Annotated in this window: 22 protein-coding genes; 16 read left to right on the forward strand and 6 right to left on the reverse strand. The window is 72.6% G+C overall.

Features of this window, described 5'->3' with window-relative positions; all coding sequences use genetic code 11:
* Positions 1-76 precede the first annotated feature (76 nt).
* The 3 genes from AB0C78_RS41345 to AB0C78_RS41355 all read left to right on the forward strand — a co-directional run bounded on the left by AB0C78_RS41345 (position 77) and on the right by AB0C78_RS41355 (position 3,507).
* Entirely contained in the window at positions 77-1,621 is a 1,545-nt protein-coding gene (locus tag AB0C78_RS41345) for a bifunctional 3-(3-hydroxy-phenyl)propionate/3-hydroxycinnamic acid hydroxylase (RefSeq protein WP_360759098.1), read from the forward strand.
* A 108-nt stretch (positions 1,622-1,729) separates the two neighbouring features.
* Positions 1,730-2,659 (forward strand): VOC family protein, encoded by a 930-nt coding sequence (locus AB0C78_RS41350; RefSeq protein WP_360759100.1) that lies wholly within the window; start codon positions 1,730-1,732, stop codon positions 2,657-2,659.
* Positions 2,659-3,507, forward strand: a complete 849-nt coding sequence (locus AB0C78_RS41355) for an alpha/beta hydrolase (RefSeq protein WP_360759102.1) — start codon at positions 2,659-2,661, stop codon at positions 3,505-3,507. The genes AB0C78_RS41350 and AB0C78_RS41355 overlap by 1 nt, the downstream gene beginning before the upstream one ends.
* Before the next feature lie 27 nt (positions 3,508-3,534).
* Here the strand turns inward: AB0C78_RS41355 and AB0C78_RS41360 are convergent, their stop codons facing one another.
* A complete protein-coding gene (locus tag AB0C78_RS41360) occupies positions 3,535-4,290 on the reverse strand; it encodes a helix-turn-helix domain-containing protein (protein WP_360759104.1) in 756 nt (251 codons plus the stop codon).
* Between the two features lie 244 nt (positions 4,291-4,534).
* Between AB0C78_RS41360 and AB0C78_RS41365 the strand changes: the two genes are divergently transcribed.
* The 5 genes from AB0C78_RS41365 to AB0C78_RS41385 all read left to right on the forward strand — a co-directional run bounded on the left by AB0C78_RS41365 (position 4,535) and on the right by AB0C78_RS41385 (position 10,091).
* Complete coding sequence (locus AB0C78_RS41365) at positions 4,535-5,197, forward strand: DUF4097 family beta strand repeat-containing protein (RefSeq protein WP_360759106.1); 663 nt, start codon at positions 4,535-4,537, stop codon at positions 5,195-5,197.
* A gap of 308 nt (positions 5,198-5,505) precedes the next feature.
* Positions 5,506-6,264: an SDR family oxidoreductase gene (locus AB0C78_RS41370; protein ID WP_360759108.1), complete on the forward strand. Its 759-nt coding sequence runs from the start codon at positions 5,506-5,508 to the stop codon at positions 6,262-6,264.
* Between the two features lie 67 nt (positions 6,265-6,331).
* Complete coding sequence (locus AB0C78_RS41375; protein WP_360759110.1) at positions 6,332-8,323, forward strand: ferritin-like domain-containing protein; 1,992 nt, start codon at positions 6,332-6,334, stop codon at positions 8,321-8,323.
* Between the two features lie 47 nt (positions 8,324-8,370).
* The gene (locus tag AB0C78_RS41380) at positions 8,371-9,339 is read left to right on the forward strand and encodes an RNA polymerase sigma-70 factor (RefSeq protein WP_360759112.1); all 969 of its coding nucleotides are present in this window, start codon (positions 8,371-8,373) and stop codon (positions 9,337-9,339) included.
* On the forward strand, positions 9,336-10,091 hold the full coding sequence (locus AB0C78_RS41385; protein WP_360759114.1) for a hypothetical protein: 756 nt from the start codon (positions 9,336-9,338) through the stop codon (positions 10,089-10,091). The genes AB0C78_RS41380 and AB0C78_RS41385 overlap by 4 nt, the downstream gene beginning before the upstream one ends.
* Here the strand turns inward: AB0C78_RS41385 and AB0C78_RS41390 are convergent.
* Positions 10,069-11,658, reverse strand: coding sequence for a serine/threonine-protein kinase (locus tag AB0C78_RS41390; RefSeq protein WP_360759116.1), 1,590 nt, complete (start codon positions 11,656-11,658; stop codon positions 10,069-10,071). The two genes, AB0C78_RS41385 and AB0C78_RS41390, sit on opposite strands and share 23 nt — an antisense overlap.
* Positions 11,659-11,799: 141 nt before the next feature.
* On the opposite strand from AB0C78_RS41390, the gene AB0C78_RS41395 reads away from it, so the two are divergent.
* Entirely contained in the window at positions 11,800-12,681 is an 882-nt protein-coding gene (locus AB0C78_RS41395) for a class I SAM-dependent methyltransferase (RefSeq protein WP_360759118.1), read from the forward strand.
* Here the strand turns inward: AB0C78_RS41395 and AB0C78_RS41400 are convergent.
* Together AB0C78_RS41400 and AB0C78_RS41405 are read right to left on the reverse strand one after the other, a co-directional pair.
* A complete protein-coding gene (locus AB0C78_RS41400; RefSeq protein ID WP_360759120.1) occupies positions 12,678-13,691 on the reverse strand; it encodes an NADPH:quinone reductase in 1,014 nt (337 codons plus the stop codon). The genes AB0C78_RS41395 and AB0C78_RS41400 overlap by 4 nt on opposite strands.
* Positions 13,688-14,563, reverse strand: coding sequence for an aldo/keto reductase (locus AB0C78_RS41405; RefSeq protein ID WP_360759122.1), 876 nt, complete (start codon positions 14,561-14,563; stop codon positions 13,688-13,690). The genes AB0C78_RS41400 and AB0C78_RS41405 overlap by 4 nt, the downstream gene beginning before the upstream one ends.
* 264 nt (positions 14,564-14,827) lie before the next feature.
* Between AB0C78_RS41405 and AB0C78_RS41410 the strand changes: the two genes are divergently transcribed.
* From AB0C78_RS41410 to AB0C78_RS41420, 3 genes are all read left to right on the forward strand, one after another.
* Entirely contained in the window at positions 14,828-15,415 is a 588-nt protein-coding gene (locus tag AB0C78_RS41410; protein ID WP_360759124.1) for a TetR family transcriptional regulator, read from the forward strand.
* A gap of 48 nt (positions 15,416-15,463) precedes the next feature.
* Positions 15,464-15,706, forward strand: coding sequence for a hypothetical protein (locus tag AB0C78_RS41415; protein WP_360759126.1), 243 nt, complete (start codon positions 15,464-15,466; stop codon positions 15,704-15,706).
* A 160-nt stretch (positions 15,707-15,866) separates the two neighbouring features.
* A complete protein-coding gene (locus tag AB0C78_RS41420; RefSeq protein WP_360759128.1) occupies positions 15,867-17,054 on the forward strand; it encodes a beta-1,3-glucanase family protein in 1,188 nt (395 codons plus the stop codon).
* Here the strand turns inward: AB0C78_RS41420 and AB0C78_RS41425 are convergent.
* Entirely contained in the window at positions 17,041-17,985 is a 945-nt protein-coding gene (locus AB0C78_RS41425) for a LysR family transcriptional regulator (protein WP_360759130.1), read from the reverse strand. The two genes, AB0C78_RS41420 and AB0C78_RS41425, sit on opposite strands and share 14 nt — an antisense overlap.
* 24 nt (positions 17,986-18,009) lie before the next feature.
* Here AB0C78_RS41425 and AB0C78_RS41430 point away from each other — a divergent pair, with 24 nt between their 5' ends.
* The 3 genes from AB0C78_RS41430 (at position 18,010) to AB0C78_RS41440 (ending at position 21,092) form a co-directional block, all read left to right on the forward strand.
* Positions 18,010-18,651, forward strand: coding sequence for a tetratricopeptide repeat protein (locus AB0C78_RS41430; protein WP_360759132.1), 642 nt, complete (start codon positions 18,010-18,012; stop codon positions 18,649-18,651).
* Positions 18,652-18,729: 78 nt separating this feature from the next.
* Positions 18,730-19,170 (forward strand): SRPBCC family protein, encoded by a 441-nt coding sequence (locus tag AB0C78_RS41435; protein WP_360759134.1) that lies wholly within the window; start codon positions 18,730-18,732, stop codon positions 19,168-19,170.
* An 896-nt stretch (positions 19,171-20,066) separates the two neighbouring features.
* Complete coding sequence (locus AB0C78_RS41440; protein WP_360759136.1) at positions 20,067-21,092, forward strand: streptomycin biosynthesis regulator; 1,026 nt, start codon at positions 20,067-20,069, stop codon at positions 21,090-21,092.
* Positions 21,093-21,156: 64 nt separating this feature from the next.
* Here AB0C78_RS41440 and AB0C78_RS41445 read toward each other — a convergent pair whose 3' ends face one another.
* Positions 21,157-23,313 (reverse strand): MMPL family transporter, encoded by a 2,157-nt coding sequence (locus AB0C78_RS41445; protein ID WP_360759138.1) that lies wholly within the window; start codon positions 23,311-23,313, stop codon positions 21,157-21,159.
* Positions 23,314-23,469: 156 nt separating this feature from the next.
* Here AB0C78_RS41445 and AB0C78_RS41450 point away from each other — a divergent pair, with 156 nt between their 5' ends.
* On the forward strand, positions 23,470-24,084 hold the full coding sequence (locus tag AB0C78_RS41450; protein WP_360759140.1) for a TetR/AcrR family transcriptional regulator: 615 nt from the start codon (positions 23,470-23,472) through the stop codon (positions 24,082-24,084).
* The last annotated feature ends 222 nt before the right edge of the window (positions 24,085-24,306 follow it).

A 24,306-nucleotide genomic window follows, 5' to 3' on the forward strand; every position in this document is an offset into this window, starting at 1 on the left:
CACATGTGAGGGTGGCCACTGTTGTACCGAACGACCGGTCCAAAACTGTGGACCGGACAGCCGCCCCGGAGCCCGCATGACCCAGCATTTCGACGCCGACGTCGCGATCGTCGGCTACGGACCCACCGGCGTGACCGCCGCGCTGACCCTCGCGAAGCACGGCGTGTCGGTGGTCGCGTTCGAGCGGGACGCCGCCATCTACCCGCGCGCCCGCGCCGTCACCGTCAACGACTGGACGATGCGGATCTTCCAGAGCCTCGGCATCGACGAGCGCATCACCAAGGTGATCGAGCCGCAGCGGGCGTTGCGCTGGGTGACCTACGACGGCACCGAGATCATGCGCGTCGAGCACCCGCCGTCGGCGCTCGGCCCCGGCCCCCGCTTCTACAACATCTACCAGCCGGCCATGGAGGCCGAGCTGCGCGCCTGCGCCGCGGACCACGGCGACCTGATCGACGTCCGCTACGGCGCCGAGGTGACCGCGCTGGAGCAGGACGCCACCGGCGTCACGCTGACGGCGGCCGACGCCGCGACGGGGGAGGAGCGCACCGTCCGCGCCCGCTACGCGATCGGCGCCGACGGCGGCGGCAGCGCCACCCGCGGCATGATCGGCGGCCGCCTGGACGGCGACACGATCGACGTCCGGTGGATCGTCATCGACTGCCGCGTCAAGCGCTGGTGGCCCGACCGCGACCTGCTCACGTTCTGGTCCGACCGGCGGCGCCCGGTCGTCGACATCGCGCTGTCCGCCGGCAACCACCGCTGGGAGATCCCGCTCGGGCCGCACGAGACCGAGGCCGACTTCGCGTCCGAGGACGACGTGTGGCCGCTGCTCGCCGCGCTCGGCGTCACCACCGACGACGTCTCCATCCACCAGTGGGCCTTCTACCGGCACCACACCCGGATGGCCGACACCTGGCGCTCGGACCGCGTCTTCCTCGCCGGGGACGCCGCCCACCTCATGCCGCCGTGGGCGGGCGCCGGGATGCAGACCGGCATGCGGGACGCCCACGACCTGGGCTGGAAGCTCGCCCGCGTCCTCCGCGGCGACCTGGACGAGAGCTGGCTCGACACCTACGAGACCGAGCGGCGGCCGAACGCCGCGTTCTACACCGACCTCGCCGTCCGGCTCGGACGGGTGATCAAGCAGGAGGCGACCCCGGCGGAGATCGAGGAGATGAACCGGGTCCCGGAGGGCACCGTGACGCCGTTCGAGCCGCCGCTGACCGCGCCGCCGGTGCTGGCGGCGGGCCGGATCCGCGGGCCGCTCGGCGACGCGAGCATCGTCGGCCGCATGGTCCCGCAGCCGGTCGCGGGGGACGCGGCCGGCCGGATGGCGCGCCTCGACGACCTGCTCGGCGACGGCTTCGTCCTGCTCGGCGCGGACGTCGACCCTGCCGATCTGCTGTCCGCCGAGGAGCGGGCCGGGTGGGACGCGCTCGGCGCCCGCTACGTCGCGGTCCGTCCGAAGACCGCCTACACGCAGGGGCCCGATGAGCTGGTCGACCTCGACGAGGTCCTGCTGCCGTGGCTGGCCAGGTACGGCGTCCGCGCCGTCGCGGTGCGCCCCGACCGGTTCGTGGCGGCCGCCGACGTCTCCGGCCTCGCCGTCCCCGCCTGACCCGCGCGCCCTCGTCCGACCCGCGCGCCCCCCCGGCCTGACCCGCGCGCCCCCCGGCCTGACATCTGCCGCCCGTACCCGCGGCCCTGAGAGGAAGGAGCACTCCCGATGACCGGAGTCAAGGAACTGGCGTACGTCGTCTACGAGGCGAGCAGCCTCGACGACTGGGAGCACTTCGCCGTGCGGCTGCTGGGCATGCAGCTCGCCGGCAAGACCGCCGACGCCATCGCCCTCCGCACCGACCGGAAGGCCTACCGCTGGCTCGTCCGCCGGGGCCCCGCCGACGACCTGGTCGCCAGCGGCTACGAGGTCGCGGACGGCGCCGCCCTCGACGCGCTCATCGAACGGCTCACGGCCGCCGGCGTCGAGGTCACCGAGGGGGACGCCGCGCTCGCCGCGTCCCGCGAGGTCGACCGGATCGCGGTGACCGCGGACCCGATGGGCAACCGCGTCGAGCTGGTCACCGGCTTCGCCGACGCCGTCGCCCCGTTCCACTCCGACACGCTGCTCGGCGAGTTCGTCACCGGCGCGGGAGGCGCGGGCCACCAGGTGCTGCTGGCGCAGGGCGTCGCACGCGAGACGTACCTGGAGTTCTACGAAGGGCTGCTCGGCTTCCGGATCTCCGATCGCATCGTGGAGGAGCTCGCGCCCGGCGCCGTCGCCGACCTGATCTTCCTGCGCTGCAACCCCCGCCACCACTCCGTCGCGTTCGGCGACATGCCGCACCCGAAGCGGACCCACCACTTCATGATCGAGGTGACCGACGTCCGCGACGTCGGCATGGCCTACGACCGCTGCATGGACGCGGGGCAGCCGTTCGAGATGACGCTCGGCATGCACCCCAACGACCACATGTTCAGCTTCTACGTGCGGACGCCGTCCGGCTTCAGCGTCGAGTACGGCTGGGGCGGCCTGCTCGTCGACGACGACGCCTGGCAGGTCAGGACGCTCGACCGGCTGCACAGCTGGGGGCACCGGCCGCCCGAGGTCGTCGCCGACCTGCTCGCCCGCACCTCCTCCGGAAAGGACGCCCGCTGATGGCGCTCACCCAGGCCGAGGCCGCACGCACCGTCCAGACCAGGGACTGGAAGCTCCGCTACTACGAGGCGGGCGACGGGCATCCGCTCGTCCTGCTGCACGGAAGCGGCCCCGGCGCGACGGGCTGGAGCAACTTCTCCGCCAACATCGAGGCGCTGGCCAGGCATTTCCACGTGTACGCGGTGGACATGCCGGGCTGGGGAGAGTCGGACGCGGCGACCGTCGACCGCCTCGACCACGTGGACGCGGCGATCCAGTTCCTCGACGCGCTCGGCATCGGCAGGGCCGCGTTCGTCGGGAACTCGATGGGCGGGCAGACCTCGCTCAGGCTCGCCACCGAGCACCCGGACCGGATCACGCACCTCGTCACCATGGGACCGCCGGTGGGGCGGATCCCCTCGCTCTTCAGCGCCGGCGACGGCCCGTCCGAAGGCCTCAAGGTCCTCATCGAGGCCTACCGCGACCCGAGCCCCGCGAACATGCGCCGGCTCGTCGAGATCATGTGCTTCGACAAGGCCCGGTTCGCCACGCCGGAGCTGTGTCAGGCCCGCTCGGACGCGGCCCTGGCCCGTCCGGAGCACCTGCGCAACTACGTCGACGGGCTGCCGAAGGGCGCGCCGCTCCCCACCTGGGTCAAGCCCGACCTGCTGCCCGGCATCCAGGTGCCGACGCTGCTCATCCACGGGCGGGACGACCGCGTCGTCCCCTTCGAGAACTCGCTCTACCTGCTCGCCAACATCCCCGACAGCCGGCTGGTGCTGCTGAACCGGTGCGGGCACTGGGCGATGATCGAGCACGCGGACGAGTTCAACCGGCTCGTCACGGACTTCCTCCTCGGCACCTCCTAGCGGGAAGCCCTAGCAGGCAGGGCCCGGTCACCTTCCGGCCGGGCTCGGCTCCGCGGCGCCGTCGGAGGCCGCCTCGGCACTGGTGTGGAGGACATCGCGGGCCTGCTCCGCGGCGCGGAGCAGGTTCTCGCTGACGAAGTCGATGAAGCGGGCCCCGCCTTCGAGGCGCGCGGCCGCGGGCGTGCCGGGGCCGAGGACGGTGACGCCCTGCCGCATCGCCTCCTTGACCTGCACGAGCGCCTGGGCGCTGGCGACCAGCGACTGGTACCAGATGTCGTCGTCGACGATGTAGCGCTCCCGGCGGCCCTCGGCGCGCTCCCGCCGGACGAGGCCCTGCTCCTCCAGGAACGTGATCGACTTGGACACCGATGCCGGGCTGACCTGGAGCCGCCCGGCGAGCTCGGACGCGGTGAGGCTGCCGGAGTCGGTGGCGTAGAGGCAGGCCATCACCCGGGCCATCATCTTGGGCGTCCCCGAGGCCATGAAGACGGTGGTGAGCGTCTCCTCGAACTCGCGCACGGCCTCGGGGTCGCGGCCGTCCGGCTGCGCCGGCGCCTCCGCGCCCCGGGGCGCGGCCTGCCTGCGCTGGCGGGCGCGGCGCTCGGTGGCGCGGTGCGCCAGGTCGGCGCGGTACCCGGCGGGGCCGCCGTTGCGCATCACCTCGCGCGTGATCGTCGACGTCGGACGCTCGAGCCGCCTGGCGATCTCCGCGTAGGCCAGGCCGTCGGCCAGCCCGACCGCGATCTGCTGGCGTTCCTGCTGGGTGAGCCTGCCTCCCGGCATCACGGCCTCCTTCATGCTCCTCGGACGCCCTCACCATAGCGTTCACTCCCCGTCCATTGCAACAAGTCGCACTGCTTCATTGCGTTGATTCTCCAGCCGTTGCAACGAAATCTAACGAACTACCTGCAATGACGCTGCTCTCGCGCAACAGACTCCTTGCTGAGATTGGAAAAGCAACGTAGCGTTTGCGTTGTCAGAAACGAGCGGGCCGCAGGGGCCCGCCCCTTCAGCAAGGAGCAGCACGATGAACACCTTCGCCACCCCCGCCCCGATCACCGCCGCGTTCGACGTCCCGGCCGGCCGCGTGCAGGTCATCGCCGCCGACCGGACCGATACTGTCGTGGACGTCCGCCCGGTGAACCCGGCCAAGGGCCGCGACGTCAAGGCCGCCGAGCAGGCCACCGTCGAGTTCGCCGACGGCGTCCTGCACGTCCGCGCCGCCACCGGCGGCCAGTACTTCGGCGGCTCCGGCTCCATCGAGGTAACGGTGCAGCTGCCCGCCGGCTCGCAAGTCGAGGCCAAGGCCTCCGCCACCGAGTTCCGCGGCGTCGGCCGGCTCGGCGAGGTCGCCTTCGACGGCGCGTACCGGCAGATCAAGATCGACGAGGCTGCGGGTGTCGCTCTCACCGCGACCGACGGCGACGTGGAGGTCGGCCGGCTGAACGGGTCCGCGCGGATCAGCACCGCGCGGGGCGACATCCGCATCACCCAGGCCGCCGGCGGCCGGGTGGAACTGCGCACCCGCTCCGGGGACGTCTCGGTCGGCGCCGCCCCCGGTGTCTCGGCCGCGCTGGACGCCCGCACCTCCTACGGCCGCGTCACCAACAGCCTCAAGAACGACGGCACCACCGGCCTGACCATCGACGCCACCACCGACCACGGCGACATCACCGCCCGCAGCCTCTAACCCCCACCCCCCGCCTCTGTTGAGGAGCCCCCCGATGACGAACTTGGCGATCCAGGCGGAAGGGCTGCGCAAGTCCTACCGCGACAAGAGCGGGGAGAAGGTCGTGCTGTACCTGTGGGCCAAGCACACCTTCAACAAGGCATAACCCCCCATGAACCGGCCGAACAGGGCCGCCAGACCACCCGGTCCGGCGGCCCTGCGCCATTTTCAGGAAATCTTTCGCGGGGCTGTCACAGGTGGGCGGGGTGGCGTGTCTTAGCTGGCGACCGGGTGGTGACCGACGGCCCGGCGGACGAGAGGGGTTCGTGATGAAGGTCGTGGTGATCGGCGGTACCGGGCTGATCGGGTCGAAGGCGGTGCAGTTGCTGCGCGAGCACGGGCACGAGGCGGTGCCGGCGGCGCCGAACACGGGGGTGAACACCCTGACCGGTGAGGGGCTGGCGGAGGTGCTGGAGGGCGCGTCGGTGGTGGTGGACGTGTCCAACTCGCCGTCCTTCGAGGACGAGGCGGTGCTGAACTTCTTCACCACCTCGACCGGCAACCTGCTGGCGGCCGAGCGCAAGGCGGGTGTGGGCCACCATGTGGCGTTGACGATCGTGAACACCGATCGGCGGCCCGACATCGGCTACTTCCGGGCCAAGGTCGCGCAGGAGCGGTTGATCGAGGCGTCGCCGGTCCCGTTCTCGCTGGTGCACGCGACGCAGTTCTTCGAGTTCGGGCGGCGGATCGCCGACGAGGCGGCCGCCGGGGGCGACACCGTTCCGATGCCGCCGGTGCTGTTCCAGCCGATCGCGGGCGCGGAGGTGTCGGCGGTGGTGGCGCGGACGGCGGCGGGTGCGCCGTTGAACGGCCGGATCCAGATCGCCGGTCCGGAGGTGTCGCGGATGGATGAGTTCTTCCGCAAGGCCCTGGCGGCGTGGGGCGATCCGCGCGAGGTGGTGACCGATCCGCACGCGCACTACTTCGGCGCCGAGATGCGCGAACGCGACCTGGTCCCCGACGAGGGCGCCGCGACCCTCGGCGAGATCACCTACACCGACTGGCTGGCAGCGAACCCCGCCAAGTGACACCCGGCCGGCGCCGCGACGGCGTCCGGCCGGGCGGCCATCCCGACGAACCGTGTGCGGAGGACAGATGAGCACGCCGACCGGCGACGAGTTCGAGATCGAGTTCGAGGCGGAGGTCGAGGCCGAGCTCGACCTGGCCGAGTCGAGCGACCCGGGCCGGGTGGCGGAGCTGCCGGCCGAGGAGTGGCTGTTCGACCCGGCCGACGTCGAGCGGGAGGAGGTCGAGCTCCGCAACCTCCTCGGCGCGGCCCGCACGCCCGGGCGGCGGCAGACCCCCGCCGCCGTCCCGCCGCCGGGGATCGCCACGATCGATGATCTCCGCGAGCACCTGCAGTGGGCGATCGAGCTGGAGCATGCGACCCTGCCGCCGTACCTGTGCGCGCTCTACTCGCTCGACCCGGAGCGCAACCCCGAGGCCGTCGAGGCGGTGGCGGGCGTGTTCATCGAAGAGATGCTGCACCTGACGCTGGCGGCGAACCTGCTCAACGCCGTCGGCGGCAGCCCGCGGCTGGACGCGCCGGAGTTGCTGCCGCCGCATCCCCGGCGGCTGCCGCACGCCGCGCCGTCGCTGGAGCTGTCGCTGCTGCCGTTCGGTGACGAGGCGCTGGAGATGTTCCTGCGCCTGGAGCAGCCGGCGCCGCCCGGCGCCCCGGCCGAGGGCGACGGCTACGAGACGATCGGGCAGTTCTACGACGCGATCGAGGCGGGGCTGCGCGGCCTGTGCGACCGGCTCGGCGAGGCGGCGGTCTTCGCCGGTGACCCGGCCCGCCAGATCGGCGCCGCGCACTTCCGGCACACCGCCGGACGGATGATCGCCGTCACCGACCTGGCCTCGGCGCTGGCCGCGCTGGAGGAGATCGTCGAGGAGGGGGAGGGCACGTCCCGCGGCGCGGTCTGGGACGGCGACCCCGACGTCCACCATCCCGACCGGGACGAGGTCGCCCACTACTACCGCTTCCAGGAGCTCAGGACGGGCCGCCGCTACCGCCGCGGCGACACCCCGCGGTCCGGGCCGACCGGCGAGCCGGTCGGGGTGGACTTCGCCGGCGTCCTGCCGATGCGGCCCAACCCGAAGATCGCCGACCATGCGCCGGGCAGCGCGATCCGTACCGCGCAGGAGGAGTTCAACCGGACCTACTGCACCCTCCTGCACCTGCTGGAGCAGGCGTTCAACGGCAGCCCGCGGCTGCTCGCGGTCGCCGTCGCCACGATGTACAGGCTGAAGGCGCAGGCCCAGGCGCTGATGCGGACGCCCGACGGCGACGGCACCACGGCCGGTCCGACGTTCGAGTACGTCCCGCCGCAGGAGCGCGGATGGGCCGCCGGTGACGAGCCGCAGCGCGTCAACGTGCTCCCCGACGGCCCGTACCTGGTCTACGGCGGCGTCCCGCTCCGCCGCAAACTCAAGATCGTCTCCGCCGACGACAACGCCGCGCTCACCTGGCAGACCGGCGACCCGCTGCCGACCGAGCCCGTCTACGCGCTGTGCCGCTGCGGCCATTCGCGGTCCAAGCCGTTCTGCGACGGGACGCACGGCCGGATCGGGTTCGACGGCACCGAGACCGCCGACGTCCGGCCCTACCAGGAGCTGCAGCACGTGCACGACGGGGTGGACATCTCGGCGCAGCGCGTCGGCGAGCTGTGCATCCACGCCGCGTTCTGCATCGGGCGCACCCGGCCGATCGCGGAGATGCTCGCCGAGACCGGCGACAGCGACGTCCGCTCCAACGTCATGGGGCGGATCGAGCGCTGCCCGTCCGGCTCCTACAGCTACGCCCTGCGGCGCGGCGGCGAAACCATCGAGCCCGACCTCCCGCCCGCCATCTCCGTCCTCGAAGAGGAGGACGGCCTGGCCAGCGCGCTGTGGGTGACCGGCGGCGTGCCGGTGCACCGCGCGGACGGGCGGCCCCTAGAGACCCGCAACCGCATGACCCTGTGCCGCTGCGGGCATTCCTCCGGCAAGCCGCTCTGCGACGGAACCCACCGCAAGATCGACTTCCGCGAGGAGGCGCCCGGCCCGGCCGGGACCGCTCCGCTCGCAGGACGCGGCGACGCATGATGGGCTGGTGCTACCGGACCGCCCCGCGATCCGGAATGGGGGCGACCATGGTGGCGGACGGCGAACCGGCGCACGACGACCCGCAGGCGGACGACGACGCGGTGGCACCCGGCGGCGCGGAGGCGGCGGGCGATCTCGAGTGCGCCGCGGCGGTCTTCGCCGAGGTGCGGCCGCGGCTGTTCGGCATCGCGTACCGGATGCTCGGCAGCGTCGCCGAGGCCGAGGACCTGGTGCAGGACGTCTGGCTGCGCTGGCAGACCTACGACCGCGCCGCCGTGGCCGACCCCGCGGCGTTCCTCGCCACGACGGCGACGCGGCTGGCGATCAACGTCCTGCGGTCCGCGCGGGTCCGGCGCGAGACCTACATTGGCCCTTGGCTGCCCGAGCCCGTCGACACCGGCGCCGACCCGCATCTCGGCGCCGAACGGGGCGAGGCGCTCAACCTCGCGGTGCTGATGCTGCTGGAGCGGCTGTCGCCGACCGAGCGCGCCGCCTACGTCCTGCGGGAGGCGTTCGACTATCCGTATCCGCAGATCGCCGCCATCGTGCAGGTCGGCGAGGCGGCGGCGCGGCAGCTCGTCAGCCGGGCCCGCAAGCACCTGCGGTCCGAGCGGCGGGCGCCGGTGACGGGCGCGGAGCAGCGCCGGCTGCTGGCCGCCTTCGTCGCCGCAGCCCGCGCCGGCGACCTCGCCGCCCTGGAGGACCTCCTCGCGGCGGACGCGGTCAGCTACTCCGACGGCGGTGGCGCGGCCCGGGCGTCCCGCTTCCCCGTGGTGGGGGCGTTCCGCGTCGCCAAGTACGTCAGGGCGTTCGCGGACCGGTTCTGGGACGGCGTCGAGGTGGAGTGGGCGACCGTGAACGGGCAGGCCGCCGCCCTGCTCCGGCGCGACGGCGCGACCTTCACCGTCCTGACCGTCGACGCGTCCGAGCAGGGCATCGGCCGGATCCTGTGGATGATGAACCCCGCCAAGATCACCGCCGCGTCCGGCGGCCGCTCCCCGGACGGGCGGCGGTGACCGGCCCGGACGGGACGGTGTCGCTGGCGGAGATGCTCGACGAGCGGCGGCACCTGCTGGACATCGCGGAGGGGATGTTCGGCGCGGACGCGGCCGACCGGATCGTCCACGAGACGTACCGCCGCTGGTACGCGCTCGACGACGCGGAACGCGCGGCCATCGCGGTGCCCCGGGCATGGCTGACGCGGGTGGCGGGCGGGATCTGCCTGGGCCTGCTCGCCGGCGGCGTCCGCGTCCGCGGCGGCGGCGACGCCGTGCCCGTGCCCGTGCCGGAAGAAGCGGATCGCCGGCCGCCGTCCGGGCGCCCCGCGGTCGATCCCGTCACCGCGTGGCTGCGGCGCCACCCCGAGAGCGACCAGTCCGACGCGGCCCTGCTCGCGAGGCACGACCGCGTGGTGCGCCGGTTCGCCGCCGCGTGCGGTGCCGGGGACACGGCGGCGCTGAAGGACGTCCTGGCGGGCGACGCGATGGTGGTCAGCGACGGCGGCGGCAAGGTCCGCGCCGCCGCCCACCCGGCCCACGGCGCGGACGCCGTCGCCCGCTTCATGACGGCCCTGCTGGCCGGACGGCCCCGGACCGGCGTGACCGTCCGGTCCGTCAACGGCCGCACGGGACTCCTCCTGCACCGGACGGGACGGGCCGTGGCGGTGGTGGGCGTCAGCACCGCCGGCCCGGCGGTCACCGCCGTCTGGATCACCCTGAACCCGGACAAGCTGCGGCGCTGGCACGCTAGTCGGCCGGGACGGTCGTGACGACCTTGCCCTGCGCGTTCGCCGCGAGGTAGCCGCCCCCGTAGTCGTCGGTGAGGTACACCATCATGGTCGGCCGGTCCCCGTTGAAGGCCCAGGACGCCCTGATGATCACGTACTTGTTCGTCGGCTTCGGCACCTTCAGTGTGCGCGCGGCGCGGCTCATGAGCGCCGGGAGGGCGTCCCAGTTGAAGCCGTTGAGGTTCACCTTCGCGTCGTCGGTGACGCCGATGCTGGGACGCGCCTTGACGGCGGCGTCGGCGCCCTTCTCGTAGGTGTAGTTGTCGAACGCGCCGCGGCGGCCGCGGACCGGCGCGTCGGCGTTCGCGCGGTCCGCGTAGACGGTCATGCCCGCGAACTGCCGGGACCCCGACGCCGCCTCGAACTTCTTGATCACGTTGCGGATAGCGGCCGGGGTGAGCAGGGTCTTCGGTCCGGTGGCGGCCTTGCCCGGGCCCTCCGCGTCGTAGGGGGTGACGGTGCCGGACGGGAGGCCCGCGCCGGCGTCCGCGCCCTCGGCCTCCTTGAGCAGCCTCGGGACGAAGATGACGGCCGTCACGAGCAGTACCGCCGCCACGCAGGCCACGGGCACGACGATCGCGCCGACGATCAGCCCGGTCCGGCGGCGCCGCCGCACGGGCGCCGAGGCCGCGGTCCCTGAGAACCCGCTCGGGTTCGTCCCGGGGCCGACCGGGTGGACGGGCGGCGGGGGCGGCAGGGGAGGCGCCGGGTTCTGCCGGGCGTCCGCCGCCTGCGCCAGCAGATCGTCCAGCTCGGACGCCGTCGGCCGGGCCGCCGGGTCGGGCACCAGCAGTGCTTGCAGTGCGCGCGCGAGCGGACCGGCGTGCTGCGGCGGCGGGATCCGGGCGGCCATGACCGCCGCCAGCGTCGCCACGGCCGTCGGCCGGCGCAGCGGGTTCCGGCCCTCGACCGCCACGTACAGCAGCAGGCCGAGCGACCACAGGTCCGACGCCGGGTCCCCCTCGCGTCCGTGCAGCCGCTCCGGCGCGATGTACTCCGGCGACCCCACCAGCCCGCCGGTGGCCGTGACCCGCGACGCCTCCTCCAGCACCGCGATCCCGAAGTCGGTCAGCACCGCCGTGCCGTCCGCGCGCAGCAGGACGTTCGCGGGCTTCACGTCGCGGTGGCAGATGCCCGCCGCGTGCGCGGCGCGCAGGGCCGCCAGGATCCCGCGCCCGATCGCCGCCGCCTCCGCGGGCGGCAGCGGCCCGTCCGCCAGCCGGTCCTGCAGGGACCGCCCCGGGACGAGTTCCATCACGAGCCACGGGTGCGGCATGTCGGGCGAGTCCACGATGTGATGGATGGTCACCACGTTCGGATGGTGGAGCCGGGCCAGCGCGCGCGCCTCCCGCATCACCCGCTCGCGCATCATCTCCGCGACGGACGGGTCGTCCTCCGCCGCGTCGCTTCCGGCGAGCCGCACCTCCTTCAGCGCGACCTCGCGGTGCAGGGCCAGGTCGAACGCGCGCCAGACCGTCCCCATCCCGCCGCTGCCGAGCCGTCCCCGCAGCTCGAAGCGCCCGTCGATCACCGTCTGCCCAGAGGTCACGCCGGACAGCCTAGAACCACTGATCGTCAGGAAGACGGTCGAATCGGACGACAGCTCGCGCGCCCGTCCTGCCTCGTGCCCGCCTGCCGGGCGAGCGCGGCGGGCATTCACCACCCGGGCCGTTCGGCGGACAATGGCGGGATGGCGGTCAACTTCGGTCCGACGGCGCACGATTACGCGAGATACCGGACGGAATTTCCGTCCGACCTGTTCGTCAGGCTGGCCGCCCTCGGAGTGGGGCTGCCCGGCCAGCGCGTCGTGGACGTCGGAACCGGGACCGGAGTGCTCGCGCGCGTGTTCGCTGCGGCCGGCTGCACGGTGGTCGGGGTCGATGTCGCCCCAGAACTGCTCGCGGAGGCCGAGCGGCGCGACGCGGCAGCGTCCGAGCGGCGCGGCGTCGGGGCGTCCGAGCGGCGCGGCGTCGGGGCGTCCGAGCGGCGCGGCGCCGGGGTGTCCGAGCGGCGCGGCGCCGGGGTGTCCGAGCGGCGCGGCGCCGGGGTGTCCTACCGGCGGGCTCCGGCGGAGGACACCGGACTGCCCGGCCAGGCGTGGGACGTGGTCAGCGCGGGCCAGTGCTGGCACTGGTTGGACCGTCCGCGCGCCGTCGCCGAGGCGCGTCGCCTGCTCGTCCCCGGCGGCGCGCTGGTCATCTGCTACCGCGACTTTTCGATCGAACCGGGCAGCGTCGGCGCCGCCAGCCTCGACCTGGCCCGCGCCTACAACCCCGACTGGCCCGAGGCCGGCGGCCTGGCCGAGAACCCGCACTGGCGCGACGAGCTGGCCGCGGCCGGCTTCGAGGGCCTGCACGGCTTCGCCTTCGACACCGTCGTCCCCTTCACCCATCGCGCGTGGCGGGGACGCATGCGCAGCTCCAGCGGCATCGGCGCCACCCTGCCACCGGACCGGATCACCGCGTTCGACGCCGACCTGGCCGAGCTGCTCCGCGCGCGGTTCCCGCAGGAACCGCTCCGGATCGCTCACCGCATCGATGCGCTCGTCGCTCGGCGCCCTGCGGATCACTAGTCCGGTACGTCCACCAGGACCTTGCCGACCGCGCCGCCCTCCACCGCACGGTGCGCGTCGGCGGTGCGGTCGAGCGGGAAGCGGCGCAGTGGCAGGCCGTGCTCCTCGCCGACCGGCAAAGCACCGTCGCGGACGGCTGAGGCGACGTCTTCGGCGGCGGCGGTGCGCACGTCCGGACCGGCCGTGTAAAGCACCAGGAACTGCAGGCGCGCGTTCAGGACCATGGCCCGCATGACGTCCGGTTCGACCGGCTTGCCGCCGTCGTTGGCGTAGGTCGAGATCGTGCCGCGCGTCCGCAGCACCGCCAGGTCGAGGGCGAGGTTCGCGCCGAGCGCCACCTCCGCGACGATGTCGACGCCGTCCGGGGCGATCGCGCGGATCCCGGCCGCCGGGTCGCCCGCGCGATAGCCGATCACGTGATGGGCGCCGGCGGCCGCCGCCAGCCGGGCCTTCTCCGGGCCGCTGACCGTCGCGATCACGGTGGCGCCGGCCCAGCGGGCGAGCTGGATCACCGCGTGCCCGACCGCCCCGGCCCCGCCCGCCGCGAGCACCACCCGGCCGTCGAGCGCGCCGGGCCGCAGGCGGCGCGGGCCGTCCTCGGCGACGGTGAGCGCGCGGTGCGCGGTGAGCGCGGGGACGCCGAGCGAGGCGCCGACCTCGAACCCGATCCCGTCCGGCAGCGGCACGGCCTGCTCGGCGGGCACGACGGTGAACTCGGCGGCGGTGCCGGTGGGCCGTCCGGCGGCGGCCAGGAACACCCAGACCCGCTGCCCGACCCGGCTCCGATCGACCCCGTCGCCGACGGCGTCGATCACGCCCGCGCCGTCCAGGTGCGGGGTGACCTCCGGGAACCGCAGGGCGGCGCCGGAGCGGGCCTGCACGTCGGCCGGGTTCACCCCGGACACGGCGACCCGCACCCGGACCTCGCCCGGGCCGGGCGCGGGCAGGTCGCGGTCGACGAGCCGGAGAACGTCGGGGCCGCCGTTGCCGCGGTAGACGACCGCCTTCACGACGCCCGTCCCGGCTCGCCGATCGGGACCTCGCTGGAGCGGGACTCGACGGCGTCGAGGGCGGCGAGGGCGTCGTCGTCGAACGCGATGTCGCCGACCGCCATGTTGGCCTCCAGATGGGCGAGGTCGGCGGTCCCGGGGATCAGCAGCACGTTCGGGGCGTGCCGCAGCAGCCAGGCGAGACCGACCTGGGACGGCGTGACGCCCAGCGACCCGGCCACGGCGTGGACGGCCGGCTCCTCGGTGACCTTGGGCAGGCCGGGGAAGGCCCCGCCGAGCGGGAAGAACGGCACCCAGGCGATGCCCTCGGCCGCGCACAGCCGCAGCATGTCCTCGTCGTCGCGGGAGACGAGGCTGTAGGCGTTCTGCACGCAGGCGATCCCGGCGGGCAGGGCGCGGCGCAGGCCGTCGAGGGTGACGCTGCTCAGCCCGATCGCGCCGATCTTGCCCTCGTCGCGCAGCGCGGTCATCACCGCGAGCTGGTCGTCGAGGTCGACCACCTGGTCGCCCTCCGCGCGCAGGCCGGGACCGGAGTCGAGGCGCCGGAGGTTCACCACCGGCAGCCGGTCCACGCCGAGGCTGCGCAGGTTGTCCTCGACGCTCGCCCGGAGCTGCTCCGGCCGCTGCGCGGTCCGCAGCGGGAGGCGCCCGCCCGGGTCGGGATCGGCGCCGACCTTGGTGACGACCAGGACGCCGTCGCCTGGACGGAGGACTTCCCGGATCACGGCGTTGGCGAAGCCGAAGCCGTAGAACTCGGCGGTGTCCACGTGGTTCACGCCGAGCTCGACCGCGCGGCGCAGCAGCGCGACGGCCTCGCCGCGGCGGTCGCGCAGGCGGTCGAGCTGGGCCGCGCCGTAGCCGATCCGGGACACGGTGCGGCCGGCGAACGTGGCTGTGGGGGTGCTGATGGGTGCTCCTCGTGTCGGTGGCGTCGCCGCGGCCCGTGAGGGCGCGGTCGGAACGCGCCGTGGTCCGGCGCGCTCGCGGCACACGGTACAACCAACGAATGACAGATTTCAATTATTGTCATCCAGATGACGGGCGACGGGGTTTGGCTTCCGTCAGTCCCGTGCCGTACGTTCCGCCGTGGAGGCCCGCCCGGCGCCGGCCTCCGGCGAGCCCGATGAGGAGGCCTGATGCGCGGGGAGCCACTCGACGCGGAGACGATCGTGTCGGCCACCGAGGAGGTGCTGCGCCGCCACGGCCCGGAGAAGACCACGGTCCTCGACGTCGCGCGGCTCCTCGGAGTGAGCCACGGGAGCGTGTACCGGCACTTCCCGTCCAAGGCGGCGCTGCGCGAGGCCGTGATCCGCCGCTGGCTCGACCGCGTGCGGGACGACTTCGCCGCAGCGGCCCAGGACTCCGGCCCGACCCCGCCCGACCGGCTGCGCCGCCTCCTCACCGCCATGTTCGCCGCGAAATGGGCCAAGGCCAGGGAGGACCCGGAACTGTTCGCCACCTTCCGGGTCCTCGCGGCGGAGCACAGCAGCGTGTCGTCCGGCCACGTCGAGTTCCTGGTCGGCCTGATCCGCGCGATCGTCGCCGACGGGATCGCCGGCGGCGACTTCGCGGCCGGCGAACCGGAGGCGATCGCGCGGGCCGTCCTCAACGCGACCAGCCGCTACCACGATCCGATGCACGCCGCCGAATGGAACTCCCCGGCGACCGAAGCCGAGTCCGAGGACGTCATCGCGCTCATCCTCGACGGCATCCGCGCCCGCTGAGCACGATCGGGCCTGGTGGGATCGCGCCGGCTGGTGCACACTTCCCCCATGCCTCACGCCGGCCACCTCGAAGGGCCGGACGGGCTGCGCGTCGAGGCCGTCCGGCTCGGCGACGCCGACGTGGCCTTCGCCCGCGCCCGCCACCCCGACGCGCGCGCCGGCCAGACCTGGTTCCTCCTCACCCGCCGCGGGCGCCTGATCGCCTACTGCCGCGACGTCGAGGAGGTCGCCGAGCACGTCGACCTCTCCGACCTGCACGGCCCCGGCGACGCGGCCGAAGACGCCTGCTGAAGGCCGTCAACGGGCTGCGGGGCGCCGGTCCGGGTTAATTGGAAAGACTCTTGACAGTAACGGCGCCGTCCGCGACCGTGAAGACCGTCGACATCTCTTCCTGAGACGCGCGTGTCATCACAACGGCGAACCGTCCCCACCCCCGCCAGGAGAGTCTCCGTTGGTCACCCGCAGATCGTTCCTCGCAGCGGCCGGCACGGCCGCGCTCACCGTCCCGTTCGGACGCGGCCTGCTCGGCGGGCCCGCGCTCGCGGCGCCCTCGACGTGCGGGCTCACGCTCGCCAACCACGGCACGGCTCCCGTCAACGCCTACATCACCGGCCGTGAACAGGGCACCGGCCGGCTGATGCTGCTCCGCGCCGACAGCACGCCGTACTATCCCGCGTCGCCCTCCGCACCGCAGACCCCGCTCCCCGACTGCTCGATCCCCGTCGCCGCCGGCGGCGAGGCGAACCTCACCCTCGGCCAGATGTACGCCGCCCGCATCTACTTCGTGAAGAACGACAGGCTCGACTTCTTCGTCAATCCGGGGCCCGCGCTCGTCGAGCCGGCGTTCGCCAACCCGTCCGACCCCAATTACCTGAAGACCTGGTCGTTCTGCGAATTCACGTTCAACCCGGCACAGCTGTTCGCGAACATCTCCTACGTCGACCTGCTCACCGCGCTGCCGATCGGGCTCGACCTCGCCGGCGACTCCACGCACACGGTCGCGCCCGCGCCCGCCGGAGCGGTCGACGCGGTCGCCAGCGCCCTCGCCGCCCAGGCGAACGCCGACGGGCAGCCCTGGGACCGGCTCGTCATCCGCAACGGCGGCGGCGTCCTGCGGGTCGTCGCACCGCAGGACCACATGGCGAGCAACCCCGGCGCCTTCTCCTCGTACTGGGACGGCTACGTCGGCCGGGTGTGGGACAAGTACGCCGGAACCGACCTCCGCGTGGACGTCCAGGGCGGACGCGGCGTCTACACCGGGCGCGTCAACGGCGGCGTGCTCACGTTCAACGACGGGAGCACGTTCGCGCGGCCCGCGTCCAAGGACATCTTCACCTGCAACGACGGGCCGTTCGCCAACAACCCCGGCGACTCCGACATCAAGAAGGGGCTGCTCGCCCGCATCGCCGCCGCGTTCAACCGCAGCACGATCCTCAGCAGCGCCGACCAGCCGAACGGCACCCGGGAGCCGGACTACTACCAGGACCCGACCACCAACCACTGGGCCCGGATCCTGCACGCCAACACCCCGATCGGATACGCCTTCCCCTACGACGACGTCTGCCCGGACGGGCAGCCGGACGTGTCCGGCGCCGCAAGCGACGGCAACCCGAAACGCCTCACCGTCACCGTCGGCTAGAGCGGCTCGCCCAGCCGGGCGTCCAGGTCCCGGCGGCGTCGTGGCCGCGCCCGGCGGCGGCGAGATGGGCGCGGAGCACGGCGAGCGCCGGGTGGCCGTTGTCGCGGTGCCACAGGATCGAGTGCGGGTAGACGGGCATCGGGTCCGTCACCGGGATGCGGCGCAGGCCGTGCCCGGCGGGCCAGACGAGACGGGTCCGCGCGCCCATGAAGGTGGCCAGGGCCGGAGTGTCGGCGACGGTGTCGAGGAGCGCGTCGGAGCCGAAGTTGGGGCCGGTCGCCTCGATGGTGAGGCCGAACTCGGCGACGAGGTCGTCGTAGTAGGCGGCCCACTCGCTTCCGGGGACGATGCCGGGCATCCAGATCCGGTGCCCGGCGAGCCGGGCGAGGGTCAGCGACCGCGCGGACGCCAGCGCGTGCGCGGGTCCGGTGAGGAGTTCGAGCGGCTCGTCCAGCACCCGGACGGACTCGACGTCCTGCGGCAGGGGCCGGCCGGGCGCCGCGACGGCCCGGAAGGACGCGTCGATCTCGCCGGACCGGATGGCGTCGACGGCCGTCTCGATGCCGAGCAGCATCACCACGTCGAGGTCGATCTCGGGGTGCGCGCGGTGGAACCCGCGCATCAGCCCCGACGCCGCGCCGCGCGAGCTGATGATGTCGACGCGCAGCGGCCGGCGCCCGGCGCGCACGGACGCGACGGCCCGGTCGGCGGCCCGCAGCAGCTCCCGCGCGTGGGGAAGGAACGCCTGCCCGTCGATGCTGAGCTCGACACCGCGCGGCGTGCGGGTGAACAGCCGCACCTCGAGGGCGCGTTCCAGCGCGGCGATGCGCTTGGAGACGGCCTGCTGCGTGACCGCCAGCTCGGCGGCGGCCTCCTGGAACTGCCCCGCGTCGGCGGCGGCCACGAACGTCCGGACAGCGTCGAAATCCATACGCGCACCCTAAAGTTCCAGATCATGCAGGACATATACGAAGAGGCGGAGGCCCTGTATTTCGGTGAGGAGTACGCCGAAGCCGAACCCCTTCTCCGCCGCGCCGCCGAGGCGGACCACGCGCATGCGGCGTACCTGCTGGGGCGCTGCTGCGAAGAGCTCGGCCGCCCTCAGGAGGCCGCGCGCTGGCTGCGCGTCGCCGCCGAGCGCGGCAACACGCTGGCGATGAACGATCTGGCGCTCTGCTTGGAGGACACCGACCGAGCCGAGGCCGTCGCCTGGATGCGCCGTGCAGCCGAAACGGGCTCCCAGTCCACCGCCGCCTACAACCTGGGCATCTTCCTGGAGGAGGACGGGGAATTGCAGGAGGCGGAGCACTGGTACCGGCAGGCCACCGAGAGCCTCTATCACCCGGCGACGCGCAACCGCCTTGCCCTGCTGCTGGAGCGGACGGGCCGGGACGGCGAGGCGGAGGGCTGGTATCGGACGGCCCTGGAGGAGATGGTCGCGTATGAGGACCCCGGTGATCGGGACGAGGACTACGAGGCCAACAGCCAGGTCATGCTCAACCTGGCCGACCTGCTGGAACGCACTGCGAGGCCGGATGAGGCCCGTGATCTGCGCAGGCGGGCGGCGGAGCGCGTCATGGTGGCCGAGGGCGAATAGCGTCGCCTCGTTCCGGTCGGGGTGCGGGTCTGGGGTGTCGTGCGGCGTCCGTGGAGGGGGTGCGGCAGGATGAGGGGCATGGGACAGGTCGTGGTCACCGCGGAGAAGACGTTCAAGGCGAGCCCGGAGCAGGTGTTCGCGGCGCTCGCGGACTACACGGGCGTGCGTTCGAGGATGCTGACCGAGCATTACAGCGAGTACGACGTGCGTGAGGGCGGGCAGGGCGAGGGCACGGTGGTGCACTGGAAGCTCGCCGCCACGAGCAAGCGGGTGCGCGACTGCCTCTTCTCGGTCAGCGCCCCCAGTGCCGACACGCTCGTGGAGAAGGACGCCAACTCCTCGATGGTCACCACCTGGAAGGTGTCGCCCGCGACCGGAGGCGCTCGGGTCCAGGTGCGGACGACGTGGGACGGGGCCGGCGGTGTGGGCGGCTTCTTCGAGCGCACCTTCGCCCCGAAGGGGCTGCGAAGCATCTACGACGCGCAGTTGGCGAAGCTGGACGCCGAGCTGGGTGCCTGACGGGACGTCGCGAATCGCGCCGCCGGAAGGGGCGCCCGGCAATGCCCTCTTTGTAGCGGTCCAGATTGGCACGGTCCCATCTTCGGTGCGCTGCGGAACGGAGCGGGTGCATTCCCGGCCTCCGCCGCGGGCGGGCTTCCGGGACGGTCGGCTTGGACCTGGGTGGCGCGTTGTAGCAGGTCACGCTGCCTGAGGTGGGAGGCCGCCCGCCGGTTCGGGGTGGTTGTCATCTGCGGATTTCGGCCTATTTCGAGTCGCTTGAATTTCGCGATTTCTGTGTTGAGATTCCGTCTGTATAAAGGTCGTCGGAGTTCTGTCTTCGGCGTTCTCTCGTGCTGTGAAAATGGTGTGTTACGAAGGTGTTCCGGTGGTTATCTGCTTGTTCGGCGGCGGGTGGTTGAAAGATTAATTAGTTGTCCTGCTTGATATCGTTCGTTGGTCGGTGTCAAGGGGGTTGTCCGGACGTGGGCCTGGGTGGCGGCGAAGATCAACGTCCCTATCAGAGATTTCGCCGGTGAGGCGGATCGCAGGCCCGGTTTCAGGTGCGGGTCATCAAAGGGTTACCCTGTGGTAAGGTGCGCTTCCATTAAGGGCTTCATGTTCTCGTATTTCAGTCATGCCGCCCTTCTGATTCATCCCCCGTCCACTTGTCGCAAGCGGTCGCCGGTGTGAAAATCGCCACCTAACTATCCGTGCTAAGCGGGTTCTTTGCCGTGCACGCCGACCGTACTACGGCAGTTAGCGGGCGGGGCCGTACCGGGGCACTCTCCTGATCAGGAAAAACGGTCACGCCGCGATTGCCGGGTACGGCAGTTCTCTGTCAGCAGAGCCACCAGCGGAAGGCAAAGCGCGGGAGTGAGACTGTTCTATGGCGCCCATTCCAGAGGGGAGCAGTCATGACCCGCCCAGGTGATCATCCGCATCATTCGGGATACCGAGATCAGAGCTCGATGGAAACCGTGCCGATCGTCTCGCTCCGGGCCGGCGACTCGCCGCGGTTGAACGGTGTGGACCGTGCCCACGTCGCGCGGCTCGCCGAGATGGAGACACCGCTCCCGCCCATCCTGGTGGACCGGCGCACCATGCGCGTCATCGACGGGATGCACCGTCTGATGGTGGCGTCGCTGCAGGGCCGGGAGACCATCGAGGTGGTGTTCACCGAGGACAGCGAGGCGGACATGTTCCTGCGCGCCGTCCAGGAGAACATCGCGCACGGGCTTCCGCTGCGGCAGGCCGACCGCCGGGCCGCCGCCGAGCGGATCATCTCCACGCATCCGCACATGTCGGACCGTGCCATCGCGGAGGTCGCCGGTCTCGCGCCGAAGACCATCGCGTCCATTCGGCGCCGGTCGGCCAAACAGTCGAAGCAGGCGGACGCGCGCGTCGGAAGGGACGGAAAGGTCCGGCCGCTGGACACCAGCGAGGCCAGGAAGCGCGCCGCGGAATTGCTCACCGAGCAGCCGGAGGCGTCACTGCGGGATGTGGCCCGCGCGGTCGGGATGTCCCCGGCGACGGTCCTCGATGTGCGCAAGCGCCTGGAACGCGGCGAGCCGCCGGTACGGAAAAAGCCGGCCGCGGGCCGCGGCACCGAACCAGGAAATAGGAGTGCGTCCGCGGTGCGCGCGGCCGGCCGTCCGGCCCGGGGGCCGCGTACCGCCGGGGGCGCCAATCCGTCCGTCATCGTGGAGCGGCTTTCCCGTGACCCGTCGCTGCATAGCAGCGAACGCGGGCGCGGCATGCTCCGCCTGCTGCACATCAATGCGGTCAGCCTCGCCCATCCGGATCCGGCCGCGGCGGTTCCGCCGCATTGTGTCGCGACCGTCCTGCAGCTCGCCCGTCACTACTCGCAAATGTGGAGCGACTTCGCCCAGGAACTCGATTCGCGGGCCCAGGTGATCAACCCGTCCGCCTCCGGCCTGTGAAAGGGAAAGGGGATCCGCGGTCCCGGCGCGGTCGCGGGTCCCGGCGGCCGGCCGGCCGCCGGGATCAGGCGGCGGTCGGCTTCGGGGCGGGCTCCGCGGCGAGCGGCTCCTCGACCCGCGGCAGGACCCGGTCCAGCCAGGACGGCATCCACCAGTTCGCCCGGCCCAGCAGTTCCATCACCGCGGGCACGAGGACGAGCCGCACGACCGTCGCGTCGATGAGGACCGCCACCCCGAGGCCGAGGCCGATCTGCTTCACCGCGACGTCGGCGGTCGCGACGAACCCGAAGAACACCACGACCATGATCGCGGCGGCGGCGGAGATGACGCGCGCGGTGACCGACAGGCCGCGCGAGACCGCCGCCGAGTTGGTGTCGCCGTCCAGCCAGGACTCCCGGATCCGGGACAGCAGGAACACCTGGTAGTCCATCGAGAGCCCGAAGAGGATCACGAACAGGAAGACCGGGACCCAGGTGGTGACCGGCATCTTCTCCGGGAAGCCGACGAGCCCGCCGCCCCAGCCCCACTGGGTCACGGCGGTCAGCACCCCGTACGAGGCCATGATCGACAGCAGGTTCATCACCGCCGCGGTGACCATGATCACCGCGGACCGGAACATCGCGAGGACCAGCAGCATCGACAGCACCAGGACGATCGCGATGACCCACGGCAGCCGCTGCCCGATGAAGTTCGTGAACCTGATGTTCCCCGCGTTCGGGCCGGTCAGGTAGGCGTGCACCCCGGTGCCGGCGGTGGCCCGCGGCAGCGTATCGGAGGTCAGGGTCTTCACCAGCGCGTTCGTCGCCGCGGCCTGCTCCTGGGTGGTCGGGTAGGCGATGATCATCAGGGCCTTGCCGTCGGACGCGACGACGGGCGGCGTGACCTCGGCGACCCCGGGCCGGGACCGCAGGGCGCCCGCGATCCGGGCGGCGGCGTCCGGCGCGGCGGCCCGCGACGGGAGCTTCGCCGCCACGATCAGCGGCGCGTCGAAGCCGGGGCCGAACCCCTCGGACATCGTCTTGTACGTCGCGTAGCTCATCGACCCGCGCGGCTGTGTCGACTCGTCCGGCATCGACAGGCGCATGGACAGGACCGGCGCGGCGAGGGCCAGGATCACGGCGAGGGCGCTCACCGTGGCGATCACCGGCCGCCGCTGGATGAACGAGGCCCACCGTCCGGCGGCGTTCGGTTCGCCGCCGATGTCCGTGCCCGTGCGCCGCCGCCGGAACGTGAACCGGGACGGCTTCGCCAGCCGCGTGCCGGTGAAGCCGAGGAAGGCGGGCAGCAGCGTCATCGAGGCCAGCACGGTCATCGCGACCGTCGCGGCGGCGGCCACCGCGACCCCGTTCATCAGCGACTCGCGCAGCGCGAGCAGGCCCAGCATCGCGATCACGACGGTGATCCCGGCGGTGAGCACGGAGCGTCCGGCGGTGCGCATCGTGGTGACCGTGGCGGTCTCCGGATCGGCCCCCGCCCGCAGCTCGTCGCGGAACCGGGTGACGATGAACAGCGCGTAGTCCACGCCGACGCCGAGGCCGATGCCGGTGGCGATGATGGGGGAGTAGGACGGCGCGGGGAACAGGTGCCCGAGCAGCTTGAGCAGCGACAGCCCGGTGCCGATGCCGAACAGCGCGGTCGCGACCGGGAGCCCCATCGCGAGGAACGACCCGAACGCGATGAGCAGCACGATCATGGCGGCCGCGACGCCGATCCCGTCGGAGGACCCGCCGGACGGCGCGTCGATCTTGTCGACGACGTCGCCGCCCAGCGTGAACGTCACGCCGTGCCCGGACGCCTCGGTCGCCTGCTTCATCAGCTTCTTGATCTCGCTGGTCGGCAGCGACGTGCCCGGCTCGGTGAACTGCACGGTCGCGAACGCGATGTGCCCGTTGCGGGACACGTGCGCGTACGGGTCGCTGACCCCCGACACGTGCGGCGCGGTGCGCAGCGGCGCCAGCGCCGCCTGCACCCGGGGACGCACGGCGGCGTCGGTGACCGGCGCCGCGGACTTGATCGCGACGGTGAGCCGGTCGCCGGACTGCTGGGGGAAGTGCCGGTCGAGCAGGGTCTGGCCGGGGTCGCTGGTGTTGACGTCGTTGTCGGGGCTGGCCCCGTAGAGCTGCCACAGCGTCACCAGGCAGGCCAGGCCGGCGATCCAGGCCAGCAAGGTGGTCCAGCGGTGACGGAAGCAGGCGCGGCCGGCCGTTCCGAGTATCGACATCGTGACCTCGCTAGGAGCCTGGGGGTTCGCTGCACGCCGCACCGCGGGCCGTCGCGGCACGGCACGAACGTACGACGGGCCAAAATTTATGTCAAGGCAAGGACACTGGTCAGACCTAGAATTCTGGTCTGACATATTTTGTGTTACGGTGCTGCCATGGCCATGGGACTGCGGGAGCGTCGCAAGCAGGAGACGCGCCAGGCCCTCTCGAACGTCGCGATGCGGCTGTTCGAGGCCAAGGGCTTCGACGAAGTGAAGATCATCGAGGTCGCCGACGCGGCCGGCGTGTCCAAGATGACCGTGACGAACTACTTCCCCCGCAAGGAGGACCTGGTCTTCGACCGGGCCGAGGTGATCATCCGCAGCCTGGCCGACACCGTCACCGCGCGCCCCGCCGGGGAGAACGCGCTCACCGCGATCCGCCGCGACTTCACCGCCCGGATCGCCGCGGAGGACGCCGTCCCCACCCCGGCGTTCGCCCAGATGGTGCAGAACAGCCGCATCCTCACCGCGCGGGTGCGCGAGATCGCCGACCTGCGCGAGCAGGCGCTCGGCGACGCCATCGCCGCCGAGACCGGGCAGGACGACCCGCTGCAGCGGATCGTCGTCGCGCAGCTCGCGTCGGTCCACCGCGTGCTGTTCGGGGAGGCCTTCCGGCGCGTGCTGGACGGCCGGCCGCGCGACGAGATCGTCCGGATGCTCGCGACGGCCGCCGACCAGGCCTTCGACCGGCTCGAGGTGGCGCTGGGGGACTGCTTCATCAAGGCCTGAGCGAATCGGCCTTTCCGTCGCCGTCCGCCCTCCCTTTCGCCGCGCCCGCCTCCGGGAAATCCTCTTCGTGGCCGATGGTGGCCCGCGCACGCCGAATGGCGCCTGAACGCGTGGACGCCACCAGGCCAGGCGGCTCCGGCGGACGCGCACAATCCGGTGGTGCCGATCCGCCGAAATGACCGCGGCGTTCACGCGTCCGCCCGCACCGGCGGGCACGAAATG

Source organism: Actinomadura sp. NPDC048394, assembly GCF_040651755.1.
Classification (GTDB): domain Bacteria; phylum Actinomycetota; class Actinomycetes; order Streptosporangiales; family Streptosporangiaceae; genus Spirillospora; species Spirillospora montaniterrae.